At 61.5% G+C, this 19,713-nt stretch carries 12 protein-coding genes; 11 read left to right on the forward strand and 1 reads right to left on the reverse strand.

From position 1 onward, the window contains the following. The first annotated feature begins 8 nt into the window (after window positions 1-8). The 7 genes from G8O24_RS06430 to G8O24_RS06460 all read left to right on the forward strand — a co-directional run bounded on the left by G8O24_RS06430 (window position 9) and on the right by G8O24_RS06460 (window position 9,595). On the forward strand, window positions 9-1,169 hold the full coding sequence (locus tag G8O24_RS06430; RefSeq protein WP_188097592.1) for a glycosyltransferase family 4 protein: 1,161 nt from the start codon (window positions 9-11) through the stop codon (window positions 1,167-1,169). Between the two features lie 534 nt (window positions 1,170-1,703). Beyond that, window positions 1,704-2,921, forward strand: coding sequence for a polysaccharide biosynthesis/export family protein (locus tag G8O24_RS06435; RefSeq protein WP_244645762.1), 1,218 nt, complete (start codon window positions 1,704-1,706; stop codon window positions 2,919-2,921). 240 nt (window positions 2,922-3,161) lie between these two features. Continuing rightward, window positions 3,162-4,349 (forward strand): glycosyltransferase family 4 protein, encoded by a 1,188-nt coding sequence (locus tag G8O24_RS06440; RefSeq protein WP_368736600.1) that lies wholly within the window; start codon window positions 3,162-3,164, stop codon window positions 4,347-4,349. 51 nt (window positions 4,350-4,400) lie between these two features. After that, window positions 4,401-5,600 carry a glycosyltransferase family 4 protein gene (locus G8O24_RS06445; protein WP_188097597.1) on the forward strand — a complete coding sequence of 400 codons (1,200 nt, stop codon included), beginning with the start codon at window positions 4,401-4,403 and terminating at the stop codon, window positions 5,598-5,600. Window positions 5,601-5,669: 69 nt separating this feature from the next. Continuing rightward, a complete protein-coding gene (locus G8O24_RS06450; RefSeq protein WP_188097599.1) occupies window positions 5,670-7,082 on the forward strand; it encodes a polysaccharide biosynthesis protein in 1,413 nt (470 codons plus the stop codon). 183 nt (window positions 7,083-7,265) lie between these two features. Continuing rightward, on the forward strand, window positions 7,266-8,708 hold the full coding sequence (locus G8O24_RS06455) for an oligosaccharide flippase family protein (RefSeq protein ID WP_188097601.1): 1,443 nt from the start codon (window positions 7,266-7,268) through the stop codon (window positions 8,706-8,708). A gap of 140 nt (window positions 8,709-8,848) precedes the next feature. After that, complete coding sequence (locus tag G8O24_RS06460; protein ID WP_188097603.1) at window positions 8,849-9,595, forward strand: hypothetical protein; 747 nt, start codon at window positions 8,849-8,851, stop codon at window positions 9,593-9,595. A gap of 49 nt (window positions 9,596-9,644) precedes the next feature. Here G8O24_RS06460 and G8O24_RS06465 read toward each other — a convergent pair whose 3' ends face one another. Continuing rightward, window positions 9,645-10,745, reverse strand: coding sequence for a glycoside hydrolase family protein (locus G8O24_RS06465; RefSeq protein WP_188097543.1), 1,101 nt, complete (start codon window positions 10,743-10,745; stop codon window positions 9,645-9,647). 27 nt (window positions 10,746-10,772) lie between these two features. Between G8O24_RS06465 and G8O24_RS06470 the strand changes: the two genes are divergently transcribed. The 4 genes from G8O24_RS06470 to G8O24_RS06485 all read left to right on the forward strand — a co-directional run bounded on the left by G8O24_RS06470 (window position 10,773) and on the right by G8O24_RS06485 (window position 19,694). Next, window positions 10,773-11,963, forward strand: a complete 1,191-nt coding sequence (locus tag G8O24_RS06470) for a glycosyltransferase (protein WP_188097605.1) — start codon at window positions 10,773-10,775, stop codon at window positions 11,961-11,963. A 400-nt stretch (window positions 11,964-12,363) separates the two neighbouring features. Continuing rightward, window positions 12,364-16,977: a beta strand repeat-containing protein gene (locus G8O24_RS06475; protein ID WP_188097607.1), complete on the forward strand. Its 4,614-nt coding sequence runs from the start codon at window positions 12,364-12,366 to the stop codon at window positions 16,975-16,977. Between the two features lie 180 nt (window positions 16,978-17,157). Continuing rightward, the gene (locus tag G8O24_RS06480; protein WP_188097609.1) at window positions 17,158-18,258 is read left to right on the forward strand and encodes an acyltransferase family protein; all 1,101 of its coding nucleotides are present in this window, start codon (window positions 17,158-17,160) and stop codon (window positions 18,256-18,258) included. An 89-nt stretch (window positions 18,259-18,347) separates the two neighbouring features. Next, window positions 18,348-19,694, forward strand: coding sequence for an acyltransferase family protein (locus tag G8O24_RS06485; protein WP_188097535.1), 1,347 nt, complete (start codon window positions 18,348-18,350; stop codon window positions 19,692-19,694). The last annotated feature ends 19 nt before the right edge of the window (window positions 19,695-19,713 follow it).

Raw genomic sequence — 19,713 nt, forward strand, 5'->3', positions numbered from 1 at the left:
ATTGACCGTTGTCCAGCGGCTTGAAGGTTCTGCACATCGCCGAAACGGTCAGGGGCGGGATTGCGACCTATCTCAACGAGCTCCATCCTCATCAGTCCGCGAGCTTCGGGCCTGGAAACGTTCACTACGTCGTTCCATCCGATCATCGCAGCGACCTGGTGAACATCGCAGACGATGCCATCACCACATTTCCGCGTGACGGACGCAGCGTGCTCGGGTTGTTTCGCATGCTTTCTGCAACCATCCGTGCGGTCCGGCAGCTTCAGCCTGACATCATCCACCTTCACTCGTCGCTCGCCGGCTTCGTGGTGCGCCCGGTGCTGTGGTTCGCCTCCCGACATACACGCATCGTCTATTGCCCCCATGGATGGGCCTTCGGTCGCGAGACGGGCCGTCTCAGCCACGACGTCACGAAATTCACCGAGCTTGCACTGTCGCCCCTCACCGACCGCATCATTTGCATTTCGGAAAGCGAGCGAGCGGACGCCATACGGGCCGGCATTGCGGCGGATCGCCTAGTCCTTGTGCATAACGGCATTTCCAAACAGCGTCCCATGCTCGACACGCGTGCAGCACCGTGGCGGTCGGACAAGATCAAGGTCCTCTTCATCGGACGCCTCGACCGTCAGAAGGGATATGACCTGCTGATTGATGCGGCGCGCGCGCTCGGTAATTTGGTCGACGTGCGCCTCATCGGCGCTTCGGTCGTGAGCAAGTTCAACGTCGACGACCTGCCTGCCAACGTCTCGCTGCTCGGCTGGATGAATCGAAACGAGATCGAAGCGGAACTGGACCAGGCCGATCTGGTCGCGATTCCCTCGCGCTGGGAGGCGTTTGGCCTGGTGGCGATCGAGGCGATGCGGGCGGCAAAGCCGATCATCGCGTTCCGCATCGGCGCGCTGCCGGAAATCGTCGAAGACGACGTCACGGGCGTGCTCTGCGACGAGGTCTCGCCGGACAAGCTGGTCGAGGGTTTTCAGCGCGCGAGCCAGCTGGATCTGCCCGCGGTCGGCCAGGCCGGATACAGCCGCTTTGCGCGCCTTTACGACATCAGGCAGACCCACCGGAACCTGACTCAGGTGTATGCCGACGTCCTGCACATCCAGAAGACCGAGGCCAGGCGGCAACCCAAGCTGCAGTCCGATTTCTCGAACAATCTTCGACCATAAGCACCGGCCGAGCATGCCATCGGGCTAGCAAGAGTTGCGCGAGCCCCGATCAGTCATGATGCGGTTTGTCGCGCTGTCTGCGCCTTGATATCCGACCGTCCCCCGATCGGATCGAAGCATCGACTGAGATGGTGCCGACAACGGACAATTTCGATGCAATCGGTCGGTGCAGTCCCAGTGCTCAAAGACGAGACATCGGATCGACATCAGGCAACTCAGCCCGAAGGGAACTCCATCGCGTGATGATCATCGGATGCGCAGATTGGTCGTTGCACTGCTCACGAAGTCGCCTCGGCCTTAATGGTGACATCGATCCGACACGCGTGCGTCTACTTTGCGCGACGCAAGGATGCGAACAATGTCGCGCGCGAACTTTAGACAGCCGCGCAGACGTGTCTGCAGATTCCGAAGTTGCAATAAGGACACAACCATCTGCGCTTTACCATAAACACGAAGAGGCAGCAGTGACTCTGCGGCTGAATGATTGCTACGGTAATTCAGATTTTGCGTGAGTGCGGGGACATGACATTGACGATGACCGAACGAACTCATTCGGACTTCGGGATCAGTCGAATTCTGGCCATCGCCGCGGTCGGCATTTCCTTGGCGGGCTGCGCGAACGTCATCCCCTTGGACGCTCCCGATGCCGTTGCCACGCAGACCAATGCAGCGCTTGTCACCGAGCCGAGTGCGCCGCTTGCCTATGCCCTGATGCCGGTCAATCCGGCGGTGCTGCAGGCGACCAACGCGTTCACCGACAGTTCCGGTCTCATCTTCTCCCACCTCCCCGGCGGCAATTACCGCGACGTGACGATCGGCGTCGGCGACATCGTCACCGTGACCGTCTACGAGGCACAGGCGGGCGGCCTGTTCATTCCGCGCGAAGCCGGCGTGAGGCCGGGCAACTTCGTCGACATTCCGCGCCAGCAGGTCGACCAGTCCGGCAATATCAACATTCCCTACGCCGGCTCGATCAAGGTCGCCGGACTGACGCCGCGGGCCGTCTCGAACATCGTCCGTGAACGCCTCAAGGATCGCGCCATCGATCCGCAAGCGGTCGTCAGCGTCGCGGAGCAGCGCGGCAATCAGGTCAGCGTGCTGGGCGAAGTCAATTCGCCGTTGCGTTTTCCGATCGATCCCGGCGGCATTCGACTGATGGGCGCGATCGCGCGCGCCGGCGGTCCCAAATTTCCGTCCTATGAGAGCACGATCACGATCAAGCGCGAAGGACGCACCTACAGCGAGACGATGTCCTCGGTCGTGCATCATCCGAGCGAGGACGTGCTGCTCGCTCCCGGTGACGTGGTCTTCCTCACGCGCATTCCCAGGGTTTACATGGCGTTCGGCTCGACGCCGTCGCCGGGATCGATCGGCGGCACGAACAACCGCCGCTTCACCTTCGAGAACGACAACATGTCGCTGGCCGAGGCCCTCGCGAAAGCCGGCGGCCTCGATGGAACTCGCGCCGATTCCAAGTCGATCTACGTCTACCGGTTCGAGCCAAAGCCGCTTCTCGCGAGCATCGGCGTCAACGTCTCGCAATTTCCGACCGTGACGGTCCCGGCCGTCTACAAGTTCGACATGAGCAAGCCCGACGGCTGGTTCCAGGCCGATACGTTCAGGATGCGAGATCACGACGTGATTTCGGTCGCGGAATCGCCGTCGACCGAATTTGTCAAACTCATGAACCCGCTGGATGCGGCCTCGACGAACGCGTCGAACATCTCCACCGTCGTGGTCAACTCCAAATAGGAACGACCACGCGCGTCTCATCTCGCATGGTTCGGTTCGGTTTCATCCTGCGCGGAGATCCGGACCGGATTTTCATGGCCCGCTTCTTGAATACCGGATGAGCATTCCACGCTCGTCCCCGGCGTGATCGTTCACGCCGTTTTGGGATGGAATGCGATTGCGGATCCGGCTCTTGCGTGGCAAGCGAGGTGCGCCCCAATCATCGATCAACGCATGAGGCGATCGTTGAAGATACTCATCGTGAATACCCTCTATCCGCCCGACGTCATGGGAGGAGCCGAGGTGTCGGTATCGCTGCTCGCAGAAGCCTTCATGCGCAATGGCCATCAGGTTGCCGTCGTCTGCCTGCAGGAAGCCGGCGACGTCTCGATCGGCAATCGCAACGGGATCCGCACCTATCGGGTGCAGATCGACAATGCCTATTGGCCGTTTGGACAGGATCGCAAGCCGCCTCCGTTCGAACGTCTGCGATGGCACCTGCGCGATACCTGGAACAGGCCGGCGGCGAAGAGGTTTGGCGCCATTCTCGACGCCGAGAAGCCGGATGTCGTCCACACCAACAATCTGACCGGATTTTCAGTCTCGCTCTGGGCCGAGGCCAAGCGCCGCAACCTTCGTATCGTTCATACGCTGCGCGACTATTCGCTGATCTGCAAACGATCGACGCTCTTCAGCAAAGGCTCCACCTGCGAACAGCGTTGCCTGGCGTGCACCACCATGACCATGCCGCATCTGTACGCCTCGCGGATGGTCGATGCGGTGGTCTCCAACAGCCAGTACGTGCTCGACCGGCACCTCAAGCTCGGCTTTTTCCCCGACGTTTCGCACCGGGTCATCTACAACATTGCATATTCCAGCGTTCGGCCTGGCCCGCCGAACTCCGATGCCGACATGACTTTCGGCTTCATCGGCCGCATCGAGCCGGAAAAGGGCATCGATGTCGTCCTCAAAGCCGTCTCGCTGATCCCGGATTCGGGCTGGCAACTCAAAATCGCCGGAAAGGGCCTCGAAGCTTACGAACGGGAGCTGAGGGGACGGTATGATAATCAGAGGATCAAATGGCTGGGCTTCGTGAAGCCCACGGAATTCTACTCCACCGTGGATGTTTGCCTGATCAGTTCGGTTTGGCCCGAGCCATTGCCGCGCACGCTGATCGAAAGCATCAACGCCGGTCGGGCGACCATTTGCTCGACCGCCGGCGGCATACCGGAGATCTCGCATTTCTCGACCTCGCTCGGCTCTTACGAGCCGAGCGACTTTCACGAACTTGCCAAACTGATGAAGCAGGCCATCAGCGAGGCGCCGAAATGGAAGAAGGCTTTCCCACCGCGGCCTGAATTTGCAGCCAGCTTCACGCCTGAAGCTGTCACCCGACAATATCTCGACGTCTATTTGGCAGGCACCCCGAACGCCGATGGAGAAAGATGAGAAGGACTCTCGGGGTTCGTTCACAGATCCATACTGGATGAGATTCTTTCGATGAGGGTATTGATTACATCGTCATTGTACCCGACTCCCGGCGCCCCGAAGGTGGTCGGCGGAGCCGAGATATTCGTGCGCCGCATTGCCGACGGCCTGTTGAAGAATGGCGATACCGTCGAGGTCGGTCGCGCCGCCTCGCTGCCTGAACAGGCTATGGAGACGGTCAACGGGATCGAGGTGTACTCGGCGCCGGTCAAGAATATCTATCGACCCTTCACCGGGCAGCGCAGCGCGCCGGCGAGAGGCTTGTGGCATGTGATGGAGGACTGGTGCGGGAGCGCCGACCTCGTCGCCGACAGGATCAATGCCTTCAGGCCCGACGTGCTGCACTCGAACAATCTATCGGGCCTCACCACGGCCGTATGGAAGGTCGCCGCCGAAATGAACGTGCCGGTGCTCCACACCTTGCACGATTACTACCTGACTTGCCCGCGATGCTCGCGCTTCTCGAAGGGGAAGACCTGCGAGCATACCTGCATGAGCTGCAGATTGCTGACCATCAATCGCCGAGGCGCGACCAAATATCTGCGCGGCGTCGTCGGCGTCAGCCAGCGCATCCTCGACATCCATCTCGAGACGGGCCTGTTCGCGGATACGGAGCTGCGCAAGGTGATCCCCCATGCATCGACGATGCCGGTCTCCGCGCCCTCGCGGCATGCTCCAGGTCCGGTCCTGATCCTCGGCTTCATCGGCCGTCTCACGGAAGAGAAAGGCATCTACAATCTCGTCAAGGCGTTCGCCTATCTTCCCCATGACCGGGTGCGGCTCGTCATCGCAGGCGTCGCTGACGCGCAGATCCAGCAGGAGCTCAGGGCGATGGCGCCGAAGGCCAACATCGAATTTCTCGGCTTCGTCGAGCCGGAGAAGTTCTACCGGCAGATCGACGTGGTCGTGATCCCGCCGATCTGGGAGGAGCCGGGTCCGCTCGTCGTCGCCGACGCTCAGGCGGCCCGCAAGCCTTTCCTGGGGACGCAATTCGGCGGAATCCCAGAGGCCGTGGAGCGCGGTGCCGTCGGCTGGTTGACCGCGCCAGACCCGAAATCGCTGGCGGACAGCATTCTGCGCATCATGTCGAAGCCCGAGGAGCTGGCGGCGATGGTCGGCAGGCTGGCCGAGAAGAACGACCACCGCACGTTCACGGACGTCATCACCGAATATCGCGACGCCTTCGAACATTTGAGCCGGCGAAAGCAATAGAATCGGGATGACCGGTTTGCGCCATGAACCCGTTCCTCCCTGCGCGACGGTCAGCGGCTTGAATGTCACATGACCCGCCTGTTCGCACTTGCCGGGGTCGTCTACCAGAGTGCGGCGGCGATCATTCTCATCTTTCTGCTCGGCCGGGTTCTCTCGCCGCTCGCCTACGCCACGTTCTCCCTCACGCTCGCCGCCAGTCAGCTGCTCAGCGTGCTGATGTTCGAATGGCTGCAACTGGCCGGCGTGCGCTTTCTGGCCGCCGCCGTGCGGGACGTTGCAGAACGACTGAGATCCTCGCTGTTCGCCGCCGCGCTCGCCAGCGCGCTCGCGCTGCTGGTGATCGGCGGCCTCGTCGTTTCGTTCGTGCCACCGATCGCCGCGAGCGTGGGTTATGTCGGCCTCGCGCTGGCCGTCGCCCAGGGTGCTACGGACCTCCACTTCATGGTCGTCCGCGTCTCGCACCGGCTCGGTGCAGCTGCGTTTCTCCTGATTCTCAGAGCGACGCTGATGGTGGGCGGGGCGACAGCCGCAGCGTGGTTCCATGGCACGGCCGACGCGGCGCTGCTCGGCATGCTAGGGGCTCAACGCGCCGTCCTGATCGTGGGCCAAGGGCTGTATCCTTACGCGCTGCGGAAAGTGGCGCGTTCGGACCTGCTTCGGGATTGGAGCGGCTTCGCGCACTATGGGATGCTCGCCGCCGGCGCTTCGGTGCTACACCTTTCGGTTCCGGTCTCGATGCGCTTCGTCGTCGTGTCGGGCCTGGGTGCGAACGCCCCGGCGGTCACCGCGGGCTTCTCGATGGCGATCGATCTGCTGCAACGGCCGTTCGCGGTGCTCGTCGCGGCCATTCATACCGTCAACTACCCCGAGGTCGTCCATCAATACGAGCGCGGCAGCGCCGCCGATGCCCGTTCGGCCGTCGCCCACCTCCTCGACTTCATCATATGCGCCACCCTGGTGATGCTCGGAGGTCTGATCGGATTTCTGCCGGACGCCGGGCAATTGTTCGTTCCGGCGTCCATTCTGCCGGGCTTTCTCCAGACGTCGGCGGCCGCGGCCTGCTTCTATTTCATGCATTGTCATCTGCAATCCACGCTCGCGATTGCGCCACATTTGACGAAATCCGCGGTGCGGCTCGTCGTCGTCGCACTCTGCCAATTGCTGCTCGTCCTCGCCGTCGCCGTGCCGACACAAGCAATCACGGGAATACCGACTTTCGTCCTGACCGGGGCGATCCTCGCAACCGCGATCGTCATCGTGCTCGCAGCGGGGCCCATGATCCGGTTCGGCGCAACGCCACGATGGAGTCTCGTCGCGGCATCCGTTGCGGGGGCCGCAATCATCGGCGCATTTTCGGCTGTTCCCTCGACGTCTGCGATCTGGCTGGGCGCGAAGATCGTGGCGGCCACGGCGATCGTCGCGCTCCTTGCCTGGAGAGGACGCTTTCTCGAAGCGCCCGGCACATCCCGAGCAGATGTGTAAAGACAGCATGACGCCACCATGCGCGCGAAAACGAACAATGCTCTGCCCAACAACCCGGCAGTGCGACTTGCACGATCGCTTGTCTTGCCAGTTGTGCATGTGCGAGATAAACGCGCGGGTGCGGGGGCTGGGGGATATGGAACTTGAGTGGATGTCATCCTCTGGCACCCGGAGATCGACGCAATGCTGAAAAATCTGCTGTCGATGTCCGGCATGAACGTCCTCAAATCCGGCCTGCAGTTCGCGATGACCGTCATGATGACGTATTTCGCGGCGCCTGCAGAATTCGGCCTCGTCACCTTTTCGCTGCCGTTCGTCGGATTCATCGCGCTCCTGACCGATCTCGGCATGTCGAGCGCCATGGTGCAGCGGGCAACGCTCGATCGGGATGACGCGGGCGCGGCGATCACGCTGATCTGCGCCATCGGGCTGCTCTGCGCGGCGATCCTGGCGGCCATCTCCGCGCCTCTTGCCGCCGGCCTCGAAATGGAGGGATTGGGACGCGTGCTCGCCACGCTGTCGATTTCGGTGGTGCTCTCGATTGCCGCACTCGGCCCGCGCGCCGTGCTCGAGCGGCATTTGCGCTATCAGGTCGTGGCGAGCGTCGAGATCACCGCCGTCATCGTCTCGGTCATCAGTTGCGTTCTGGGCGCTCTCCTCGGCTGGGGCGTCTGGGCACTGGTGAGCTATTATGTGGTCGTCCAGATCGTCCGCGCCGCGGCCTTCGCATTCATCGCGCGAAAGGACGTGCAGCTCAACTTTCAATGGGGCCGCGTGCGCTCGATCCTGACCTTCGGCGGCTGGGTGCTGGCCAGCAATCTGCTCAACTTTGCCGGCCGGGCGGTCGGCAACGTCCTGATCGGCGGCGCCGTCGGCGCGGCGGCCGTCGGCTTGTATGGCCTCGCCTACCAGATCATGATCCTTCCGCTGATGGTGATCACATGGCCCGGCAGCGGCGTCCTGATGGCTACGCTCAGCCGTCAGGCCGCAAGGGGTTCCCTGAAGGAGCGCAACGAGATCATCTGCGGCGTGCTGTCGCTGACGGCGGCCGTGGTGTTTCCCGGCATGCTCTATCTCACCTTCGGCGCCGACTATCTCTTCACCACGTTCTTTCCGGCCAAGTGGACCGGCATCATTCCCCTGGTCGGGCTGATGTCGATCGCCGGCGCGGCGCAATCGATCACGGCCTATAGCGGCGCCATGCTGCTGTCGCGCGGCAAGGCTAAGCTGCAATTCTGGGTGTCGACCGCGAACAGCATCTCGACCATCGTGGCGTTCGTCATCGGACTGAGATTTGGGCTGATCGGGATCATCAAGATCTACCTCGCGGTGACGCTGGTCGTTTCCGTCGCCACGATGCTGATCACCTCGTGGGAAACCCGGCTGCCGGTGCTCGATCTGGTCAAGGCGCTTGCGCCTGCGACGATCGCGACGTTGCTCGGTCTCGTTGCCGCAAATCGCGTCATGGAAATGGCGGTGACACCGAGGTCCGCCTGGCTGCTTGGCACGGCTGCCTACGTCGTGACCATCGCGATCAGCTATCTGCTGTTTCACCGACAATTGGGACGAAGTGTCCTCGGTTTGCGCGATCTTGAACTGAACAAGGAGCGCGTTGCCGCCACCTAGAAATCCGGCTCGATCGCAGCCCATGCGATCGGCCTCGAACCTTCACACCATCGGACAAACCTGCAAGACTTCGACGAGCTAGCGACAGTATCTGCCGCGCCAGACCGCGAGGATTTGATGAGATGACATCGAAAGGACCCATGAATATCCTGATCATGACGGCGACCATCACGCCGAAAGCCGACGTCAGAAGTCTCGGCCGCAAGGATCCCGCCCTCCGCCGCAAGGATTATGAAGACGCGCTCGGGTTCTATGGCCGCCTGGTCGGCCAGTGCATCGACCAGATCGTCTTCGTCGAGAACTCCGAATCCGACCTGTCGAGCCTCAAGGCCATCGCCGAGCAATTGAACATCATGGACAAGATCGAGTTCATATCCTTCCCGGGGCTGGATTACCCGCAGATGTATGGCCGTGGCTACGGCGAACTGTTCCTGCTCGACTATGCCATGGAGAATTCGCGCTTCGTCAGGGAAGCCGAGGCGAACACCCCGATCTGGAAGGTCACCGGCCGCTACATCGTCCTCAATCTTGCCAAGCTGATCCAGAAGCGCCCGAAAGAATTCGACTTCTACGTCAACATGCGCAACTACCCCAAGAGGGTCGTCGACATGTACATGATGGCGTGGACCAAAGCCGGCTATCGCCGATATCTCCAGGGCAAATGCAAGCTCTATGAGGAGACGTCCGCTGCCGCGTTCCCCGAGAAGGCGTTGCGCGACGATTTCGACGCCGCGCCGCGAACGTCGAAATTCGTTCGACGGTTCCGGACCGTGCCGCTCGTGAGCGGCATCCGTGGCCTCGACAATAAGGGATATGCAACCGACAACATCTGGAAGTTCTACATCCGGGTGGGGCTAGACACGGTCTGCCCGTGGCTCTGGATCTAGACCGAACGTTGCCGCAGGGGCGGCAGCTGCAGCGCCTGACCTGCCGCTGCTACATTCCCCGCTTGTTCAGCTCCTCGGCCTCGTGCGGCGCGAGTTCCTTTCCCGCGAAGCGCGACACCATGTAAAGCGGAATCTTCGGCGTCTTGAGGTCGTACATCAAACCGAAGCGGTTTTCCGGCGGGGCTTTCTTCGGCTCGTCGAACAGCTCGTAGATCAGCACGCTCTCGACGTCGGCATCGACCTGGTTGGCGATGAAGCTCAAGGTCGTATGCAGGCTCTTGAAGCATGCCTCGGTGAGAGGCTTGCCGGCCTCGTTCTCGTAAGCCGGCTTGTAGATCTCTCCGCAATTGACCTCGTTGAAGACCACAGGCTTGCCATACGACCCAAGCTTCTTGAACAGGTTGTAGGGCTGCCGGCTGCCTCCCCACGCGCGGTTCGGATTCTGATTCAGGACCTCGTAGTAGTGATAGGAGATCACGTCGAAGCCGACGCCTTTCGACGCCATGAAGTCGAGGAAGCCGAACATCGTCGATGTGGTGTTGAGCACCCGTCGCAAATGCGTGCCGTTCTCGCGATTGATCTTGTCGATCGCATCCGACATGCCCTTGAGCACCGCGACCCAGTCGTTCATGACCGGCATGTCGAATTCCTCGGCGGTCCAGCCGCGGCCGTAGAGCTTCTTGCCGCTGGAATCCAGCGCCAGAAGGTTGATCTCGTTGCCCATCTCCCAATCTTTGATCTGATCCTTGAAGTTGATCACGAAGCTATAGGTTCTCGAATAGGCCTGCTGGTACAGCGCGTTCCAGTCGCCGGCCGGATATTTGCCGCCATCGGTGCGATCACCCCAGGCAAAAGGAGTTGCCAATATCGGCTTGAGCGTGATGCCGTAGGTCTTGGCGAGCGCGAGCATGTCCCGGTACATCTGCACTTCGTAGGGATCGGTGTCCCGTGCGAGGTTCGCACCGACCCTGTACTGCGTGAGCCCGCGCGCCCGCATGACCTCGAAGATCGCCTTCAGGTCTGCGCGTCGTCCGTCGGGACCGTCGACCCCCCATGTGAGCGGACCTGCGCTGGCAGTCTCGACGAACGTCGCCAGACTGAGCGCTATGAACAGTGCAGCCAGAATCGCTCTCTTCACTTGCCGGAACATTGCGCCTCCGTGCATTCGGGAAACTGCATGCATCAGATTCTGATCCACCATCGCCTGCATCCGTACGACCGACCTTCACAATATGATCACAATCCGCTTTCACCGGGAGGGCACAGCCGCTTCCGGAGCGAACAGGAGGCTTGCACGCTTTTGTGGCGAAAATTGCCGGCGAAATTGCCGTTCCAATTCGGCCGAGTAGCTATAATGTCGTCCGAACGAAATGAACTGATGCCAAGCGAGAGTAAATTGTCGAACGCTCCACTGGAACCGAAGCCATCGATCGTTCTCAATCGCACGACCAGCGCGGGACGATCGGTCGCATGTGTCATCGTCACTTACGGGCGGCGCGAGCAGCTGGTGCGGCGGACCGTGGCAGCTGTCCAGAGCAACCAAGCGGTCAAACGCGTGATCGTGGTCGACAATGGATGCAGACGCCCCGTCCGGGCTGACGATTTCGCAACCGAGCCACGCGTCGACGTCATCAGGCTGGATTCGAATCTGGGATCTGCCGGCGGATTTCATGCCGGGATCACCGCCGTCCAGCGGCTCGAAGACGACGATGTGGGATTTGTCTTGATTCTGGACGACGATAATGTCGGCGAGGACGGCTTCCTCGAGCGCCTGCTCGCGCTGCATACGGCGCTCGGCGCGACCGATGATATCGGGCTGTGCGCGTTGCGCAGGCATCGGGGTATTTATCCGACCCTGCTCGCCGATCAGAACGCCGTGGCCATCCGCGCCAACTCGTTCCTGAATTTTCACCTCGCCTCGCTTCCGTCGAAACTATGGCGACGGTTCACGCGATCCGGCCGGCCAGATCAGGACAATCACGGGGAACTTCATCTGCGCCGGATCGAGACTGCCCCTTATGGCGGGCTGCTGCTGCCGATGGCCGCCATCCGGAAGGTGTCGCCCCCGAACAAGGATTTCGTCCTCTACAGCGACGACCACGACTACTCGCTGCGGCTGATGGACGCCGGCATTACCGTCTATCTGACCGATGTGGGCTGCATCAACGATGCCGAGGAATCCTGGGACAAGCCCAGCACCAGTGCACGCAGCGCGCTTGTCAGTCCCGCTGCACCTGCCTGGCGGCTCTATTATGCCTGCCGGAACCGAATCCTTATTGAGAAACGGTATACAACCTCCCCGATCATTTATCGAATCAACCGAACGAGCTATGTCGGCCTCCTCGCGATCGAGGCAATCCTGGCCTAGCGCAGCCTGAGCGGCGCCAGAAAGGCGCTGCGACCGCTGCTGGAAGCCATCTCCGACGGCGATGCGCAGCGACTCGGGTGGCGAAGCGAGTATCAGTTGCCTGGCGCATCGGCATCGAACACCGCATCGGTGCATTAGCGCGCGACGAATCATTTTCATCTTCGTCACGTCGTTGTCGTGAAAAGATTCCGTAGAACAACGGGCATGCGCGGACGCTGATTTGGCGATCGCGACGAGTTCCCACATGGAACAAGCAGTGTCGCACAATATGCTGAAAATACTTGCAGTTCGTTCAGCGAAAAGCCGCGGATACCTACATCTTTAGCCTTCTTTCTAACGTCACTGACAAACTCTGCCGCTACGCAATGAAGCAACACAGCGGGCATCACCAGAGCAACTCATGTCGACGACTATCACCAGCAGCAATCAAGCCTTTCTCGCCTCAAGCGCTTTCGCGAGCGCCATCGACGTCAACACGCACTTGTCATATGCGTTGGGCATGTACCACAACCTCGCGCTGATCGAAGACTATCTCAAATATCTCGGCGTCTCCACGCTTCGCGACGTTTTGACCAACATTCCAGCAGCACAACCTGTGCTTGATGGCCTGGCGAACGACGGATACAAATTCGATCTCGGCGTCTCATCATCGATCCCGGCGACCGGCGCCGCCGGCCTGCAGCAATACATTGCCGCGCTCGATGCGTTCCAGGCGGCCCACCCGGGCAGCGTCATCGCGCTCGAAGGCCTGAACGAAGTCAATCTCCAGGCGTTCAGCTACAATGGCAGTTCGTCGATCAGCGCCGCCGCGCAATTCCAGCAGGCGCTCTACAGCGCGATCAAGGCCGACGCTTCCCTCGCGAAGCTTCCGGTCTACAATCTGACCCTCGGCTACGACGACCCCGCGGATTTCGCCAAGCTCGGCAATCTCGGTGCGTCCTCGGACTACGCCAACTCGCACGCCTATGTCAGCACCGGTACGACGCCTGCGGCCGCGCTGGCATCGGCGCTGAACCTGGCAAGCTCGGTATCACCAGGCGATCCCACGGTGATCACCGAAACCGGATACACCACGCTGAGCACCACGCCATATCTCGGTGTGAACGAATCGGTCCAGGCGAAATCCATCCTCAACACCCTGATGGACGCCTTCAAGAGCGGTGTCGGCACAACCTATCTCTACGAGCTGCTCGATCGCAACTCGTCGAGCAGCGACACCGACCCGCAGAGCCATTTCGGACTGTTCTATGACGACGGCACGCCCAAGCTGGCTGCCACCGCCGTGCATAATCTGACGACAATCCTCAACGACGACGGAACCGGCAGCGGCCAGCCGACGAGCCCCTTGAGTTACACGCTGAGCAACATGCCCGACTCCGGCAACAGCATGGTGCTTGGCAAGAGCAACGGCGCTTACGATCTCGTCGTCTGGGCCGAACCGAAGGTCTGGGATCCCAAGACGAACACGGAGATCAGCAATCCGAGCCAGACCGTCACGGTTCAGCTCGACGGCGTGCACCAGTCCATCAAGGTCTACGATCCCACCGGCGGCACCGACCCGATCGCGACCTACACCAATGTCAGCTCATTCACGATTCCCGTGAGCGATCACCCGATCATCATCGAGATCGATGGCGTCGCCCGGGCTCCCTCGAATCCCGGCCAGACCAGCGACGTCACCGGCACTGCCGCCCAGATCGTCGCCGAACTCGCCGATCTCTCGGCCTCCACGACGCTGCAATCGATCACCCTGACGGACACCCACGTGCTGGCCGTCGCCTCGGCGTCGACGATGAACTACATCATTTCGCACTACGGCAACGCGCTGGCGGCGATTCAGGGCGGCTACTCCTTCTCCGTGACGACCTCCACGACGAGCTGGAGCGAGACGAAATTCTTCAATGCCTCCGGCACGCTGACGGGAACGCAGACGTCGAATTTCAGCAACGGCGTCATCACCAGCAAATCGCTCGTCAACGTCGACTCCAGCAGCGACACGATCTTGTACGCAGCCGGCGTGAAGACGCAGGAAGTCATCGTCAGCGCCAACGGCGCGAAGCAGACCATCAACTACAATTCGGACGGCAGCATCTCCAGCGAAACGGTCCTCGGCTCCGACAAATCGGTCACGACGACGGTTTACGCCAACGGCCTGAAGTCCAAGGTCTACGAGACCAACGCCGACGGAACTCATATCAACACGTTCTACGGCATCACCGGGCAGGCCTACGCCACTCAGATCCAGACTCTCAAGGCTGACGGGACGATCACGTCCATTACCAACCTGCACGCCGACGGCACGACGCAATACACCAAGGTGGTCAACGCCGACGGCAGCACCACAACGGATCTCTACAACAGCGCCGGACAGAAGACGTCGGAGGTGCGCAACTACACCGACGGCTCGAGCCTGACCACGACCTACAACACCTCCGGAGCGGTGACGCAGACCGTTGCCAAGGGTGCCGGCGGTGCCAGCACGACCACCAACTACCTCGCGGGGGTGCAGACGTCGATCTACATCACCAGCGCCGACGGCACCAAGGAAGCCAAGCTGTTCACATCAGGTGTGATCTCCAGCGATACCATCCAGAAGACGGACGGATCATCGACGGTGACGCTCTATGTCAATGGCGCCAAATCGAAGGTGTACGTCACCAACACCGACGGCACCCACACCAACACCTTCTACAATATCACCGGCCAGGCCTACACGACGCAGATCCAGACCACCAAGGCCGACGGAACGGTGACCGCCATTACCCAACTGCATGCCGACGGCACGACGCAATATACCAAGGTCCTGAACGCTGACGGCGGCACCACCACCGGCTTCTACAACAGCGCCGGACAGAAAATCTCGGTCGTCCAGAATTACGCCGACGGCTCGAGCCTCACCACGACCTACAATACGTCGGGGGTCGCGACGCAGACGGTCTCCAAGTCTGCCAACGGCACGGCCACGACGACGAACCTCAACGCGGGCGTTCCGACGTCGATCTATATCGCCGCCGCCGACGGCAGCAAGGAGACCAAGCTGTTCGCAGCCGGCGTGATCACCAGCGATCTCGTCCAGAAGACCGACGGCTCCTCGACGATGACGGTCTATGCCAACGGCGTCAAATCCAAGGTGTATGTCACCAACGCCGACGGCACCCACACCAACACGTTCTACAATATCACGGGTCAGCCCTACACGACGCAGATCCAGACCACCAAGGCCGACGGAACCGTGACGGCTTTCACCAACCTTCACGCTGACGGCACCACGCAGTACACCAAGATCACCAACGCGGACGGCAGCACCACCACCGGCCTCTACAACACGGCCGGCCAGAAGATCACGGAGGTGCGCAACTACATCGACGGTTCAAGCCTCACGACGACCTACAACAGTTCGGGCGTCGTCACACAGACCGTGGCCAAGGCAATCGACGGCACCACCACGACCACCAACCTCAGCGCCGGCGTGCAGACCTCGATCTACGTCACCAGCGCCGACGGCACCAGGGACACCAAGCTGTTCACATCAGGCGTGATCGCCAGCGACCTCGTCCAGAAGACCGACGGCTCGTCGACGATGACGGTCTATGCCAGCGGCGTGAAATCCAAGGTTTACGCCACCAACGCCGATGGCACCCACACCAACACCTTCTACAACATCACCGGCCAAGCCTACACGACCGAGATCCAGAAGACCAAGGCCGATGGCACCATCACCGCGATCACCGACCTGCACGCGGACGGCACCCTGCAATACAGCAAGGTCGTCAATGCCGACGGCAGCGTCACCACCGACCAGTATGACGGCACCGGTCACAAGACCACCGAGGTCGTCAACTACGCCGACGGCTCGACGCTGACCTCCACCTACAATACGGCAGGCGCCGTCACGCAGACGGTGGCGAAGGCCGGCGGCGATTCGACGACGACCAATTACAGCGACGGCGTCAAGACCTCGGTCTACATCACCCACGCCGACGGCGTGAAGGAATCCGATCTCTACACGTCCGGCCATCTGACCAGCACGCTGATCCAGAACACCGACGGCTCGTCGTCGACGACGGTCTACAGCAACGACGTCAAGACCGCGACCTACGAGACGCATGCGGACGGCACGCACACCAACACGTTCTTCAACATCACCGGCAAGGCCTACACGACCGAGATCCAGCAGAGCAAGGCGGACGGCACGATCACGGCGATCACCGATCTGCACGCCGACGGCACCCTGCAGTACAGCAAGGTCGTCAATTCGGACGGCAGCATCACGACGGATCTGTACGACCAGACCGGGCACAAGACCACCGAGGTGCAGAACTACACCGACGGGTCGAGCCTGACCTCCTCGTTCGATACGGCCGGCAGCGTGACCCAGACGGTGGCGAAGGCCAGCGGCAATACCACGACCACCAACTACAGCAGCGGGGTCAAGACTTCGGTCTACATCACCAATGCCGACGGCTCGAAGGATACCCAGACCTATTCGAACGGCAAGATCGCCAGCGACTATGTCCAGAACACCGACGGCTCGAATTCGACGACGGTCTACACGGACGGCGTCAAGGCGAAGATGTACGTCAACAACGCCGACGGGTCGCACGACAACTTCTACTTCAATGCCACCAACACGGAGCACGACGCCTACAACACCGCCGGAAACCTCGCCTATGTCGACATCCTGAACTCGAACGGAACGCACAACGCCGCGGCGAAGGTCGCAGGCATCTCGCTTGCCGGCGGTACCGGAAACGACGTCTTTGCGGTGGCTGGCGCCGGATCGACCACGATCTCCTTCAGCGGCGGCAGCGACACGGTCAACGGCTTTCACGCGGGATCGGCAACCGGCCACGATACGGTCGCGATCGCCAAGCTGCTGGCGACCGACTACAGCCAGCTCCAGCTCAGCCAGTCCGGCGCCGACACGCTGGTCCACGTCACCGCGAATGACACCGTTCTGCTGAAGAACGTCGTCGCCGCAAATCTGAGCAGCAACGACTTCTTGTTCGTCTGATCAGGCCCGGGGGCGCGTGCGGCGCGGTTCCACCTCACCGCACGCAACCCCGGGCATGAGCTGGGCCTCGCCTGCTCGCCACCACCTCGCCTCATCGACCATCATCGCGCCGCAAAATCAGGGTTAGACGGCAGCCCTGATGCGCTCGACATTGCGAGCTGACGCGGCATTGAGGCGACATTGACGGATATTGAGGGTGCACGTTCGCCCAAGGGCGGGATCGTCCCGGGAATTCAGTATCTGCGCGGTTTTGCCGCCATTCTGGTGGTGATCTGGCACGTCAACTGGCTGGTCAGCCTGCCGCCGTCTTACGGGATTAGCCCGTTCGCGCTCGCTGAAACCGGCCTCTTCGGCGTCGCCATCTTCTTCGTCATCAGCGGCTTCATCATCACGATTGTTTCATTCGGCCCGATCCGCGCCACGCGCACGGAATTCTTCGTCCGGCGCTTCGTGCGCATCATTCCCTTCATGTGGGTATGCGTGATCGGATACAACCTGCTGTCCATGGCCGGGACCGCAAGGATCGATCTGCTGCCGGGACTACGCGCCATGGCGTTGTGGCCGATCGGCGAGCTGCGCCCCCACGTGGTCTGGACGCTCAGGCTCGATTTCATTTCCTCCACCTTGCTCGCTCTCACCATGTGGCGGCCGGGCCCTCTTGCATATTTGCTGGCGGCCTGGTTCGTCGCGCCGCCGGCGTGGTTCGCGGCGTCCCGCCTGCTTGCGTGGCCGGAGCTGCTGCAGCCCGAAAGTTCCAGCCTCGCGCTCGCAACCGTGGTCGGTTACGGCAACATCATGATGCCCAACCTGCAGTTCGGCATGGGCTTCGTGCTGGGCCTGCTGTGGCTGAAGGCGCACCCCATCGTGCAGAACCGCTTCCCGGCGGCATTCCTGCTCACACTTGCAGCGACCATCCTGGCAACTGCCCTTGTCGGGGCCACGCTGTCTGAAGACAATGGCCTTCGGGCGCTGTGGTGGACCTTGTTCGCGACATTAGTGGTCTGGCTCGGCATCGTCTCGACCGAGGCGCCAGGACCGTGGCATTCCCTCGGCATGCTGCTCGGCAACGCCTCCTATTCCATCTATCTCACCCACGCAGCGACCGCTGTCGTGCTGATTCAGATATCCGCGCGGCTTCACAATCCACTGCCGTCCGCGCTGTTCGTCATGATGTCGGTGATCGTGTCGATCCTCGCCGGAATCCTGATCCATTGGTATATCGAGCAGCCGCTCATCGCCTGGTGCCGCAGGCTCGGACGCCGCCGCTCGGTCGTCGCCTAGCGCCGAGCTGTCGGGCGGCCATGAATTGGCTTCAACTTCGTGGCATCGGCTGATGCCGGCAAAACTGCGCGCATGAAAGGCTGACGAGAATGTCGCAACCGGATCGGGACCCAGAGCTCGCAGCCGTTTCGTTGCCGGGCGCCCTCGGTCGCGTGCGTCCCTCCGCTCCGTCTCGTCTCCGGCGGCTGCCCGACACCATCCAGTCGAGCCTGGCGCGGCAGGACACCGCGGAAAGCATTCTCGCCAGGAACGGGGGTCTCGGGCCGGGCTTCAACATGATGCGGCACATGCTGTCGCTGATCATCCTGTCGCATCATTGTCGTGTCGCGGTTGCCGGCCTGTTCGCCGGCGCAGCCTTCGTCAAGAAGCTGGATGAACCAGGAATGGCCGTCTATGTCCTCAAGGATCCCGGCGCGGCCGCCTTCGACAAGATGGGAGGACTGACCGCGCTGTCGTTCAGCCACCTCCATGCATCCGAGATCATCCAGGAATTGCTGCGGCCCGGACTGATCGCCCTCGTCGGCATGTTCTTTGCGCTCAGCGGCTTCCTGGTCACCGGCAGCGCCATCAAGAACCCGGATCTCAAGACCTTCTTCATCAACCGCGTGCTGCGGATCGTCCCGGCGCTCAGCGTCGAGGTGACGCTCTGTGCGCTGCTGGTCGGGCCGCTGCTGACGCAACTGCCGCTGTCGCAATATTTGTCCGAGTACCAGTTCTACCGCTATTTCGGCAACATCGTCGGCCACGTCACGTTCGAGCTGCCGGGCCTGTTCCTGCACAATCCCTGGCCGGAGATGGTCAATGCCAATCTCTGGACCCTGCCCTGGGAGCTGTGGTGCTACGTCTTCGCCTTCGCGCTTCTGCTTGCGCGCATGATCTCGGGTGAGGCGCGAAAGGTCCGCTGGATCACGTTCCTGGTGGGCGCGGCGCTCCTTGCCGAGCTCGTCGCTTACTGCATCGATCCCGGCACCTTCAACGTCCGGTCCGATTCGACGCGGCTCGCCGGTTGGTACCTCGTCTACATGTTCTTCTTCGGCATGGTGTTCCGCCTCAACGCGAAATACGTGCCGATCCACTGGATGCTCTTTGTGGCATCGGCCCTCTGCTACGCGGGCATCATGTGGCTCAACGTATTGCTGCCGCTTGCCGGACTCTTCCTGACCTATTGCACGGTCTATATCGGCATGCAGAGCTTCAAGGCATTCGATCGCCTGTTCAGCCAGGATCTTTCCTACGGCATCTATCTCTACGGCTTCCCGATCACGCAGGCGACGATCGACATCTTCCAGCGTGTCCTTGGGCCCGATCACCACCTTTCGCTGGCGGTGATCCTCCCGATCGTCGTGGTGCTGACGCTGGGCTTCGCGGCCTTCTCGTGGAACGTCATCGAAAAACCGGCGCTTCGGCTGCGCCGGTTCTACCAGAGACCCGCCTGACGCAAGCGGGCATGCCCGG

The sequence above is a fragment of the Bradyrhizobium campsiandrae genome, from assembly GCF_014529705.1.
In the GTDB taxonomy this organism is placed as follows: Bacteria; Pseudomonadota; Alphaproteobacteria; order Rhizobiales; family Xanthobacteraceae; genus Bradyrhizobium; species Bradyrhizobium campsiandrae.

Bases quoted from the DNA above. Each gene is read 5' to 3' on its own strand.
- G8O24_RS06435 (WP_244645762.1), top strand. From the start codon at position 1,704: ATGACCGAACGAACTCATTCGGACTTCGGGATCAGTCGAATTCTGGCC.
- G8O24_RS06445 (WP_188097597.1), top strand. From the start codon at position 4,401: ATGAGGGTATTGATTACATCGTCATTGTACCCGACTCCCGGCGCCCCG.
- G8O24_RS06450 (WP_188097599.1), top strand. From the start codon at position 5,670: ATGACCCGCCTGTTCGCACTTGCCGGGGTCGTCTACCAGAGTGCGGCG.
- G8O24_RS06455 (WP_188097601.1), top strand. From the start codon at position 7,266: ATGCTGAAAAATCTGCTGTCGATGTCCGGCATGAACGTCCTCAAATCC.
- G8O24_RS06460 (WP_188097603.1), top strand. From the start codon at position 8,849: ATGAATATCCTGATCATGACGGCGACCATCACGCCGAAAGCCGACGTC.
- G8O24_RS06465 (WP_188097543.1), bottom strand. From the start codon at position 10,745: ATGTTCCGGCAAGTGAAGAGAGCGATTCTGGCTGCACTGTTCATAGCG.
- G8O24_RS06470 (WP_188097605.1), top strand. From the start codon at position 10,773: ATGCATCAGATTCTGATCCACCATCGCCTGCATCCGTACGACCGACCT.
- G8O24_RS06475 (WP_188097607.1), top strand. From the start codon at position 12,364: ATGTCGACGACTATCACCAGCAGCAATCAAGCCTTTCTCGCCTCAAGC.
- G8O24_RS06485 (WP_188097535.1), top strand. From the start codon at position 18,348: ATGTCGCAACCGGATCGGGACCCAGAGCTCGCAGCCGTTTCGTTGCCG.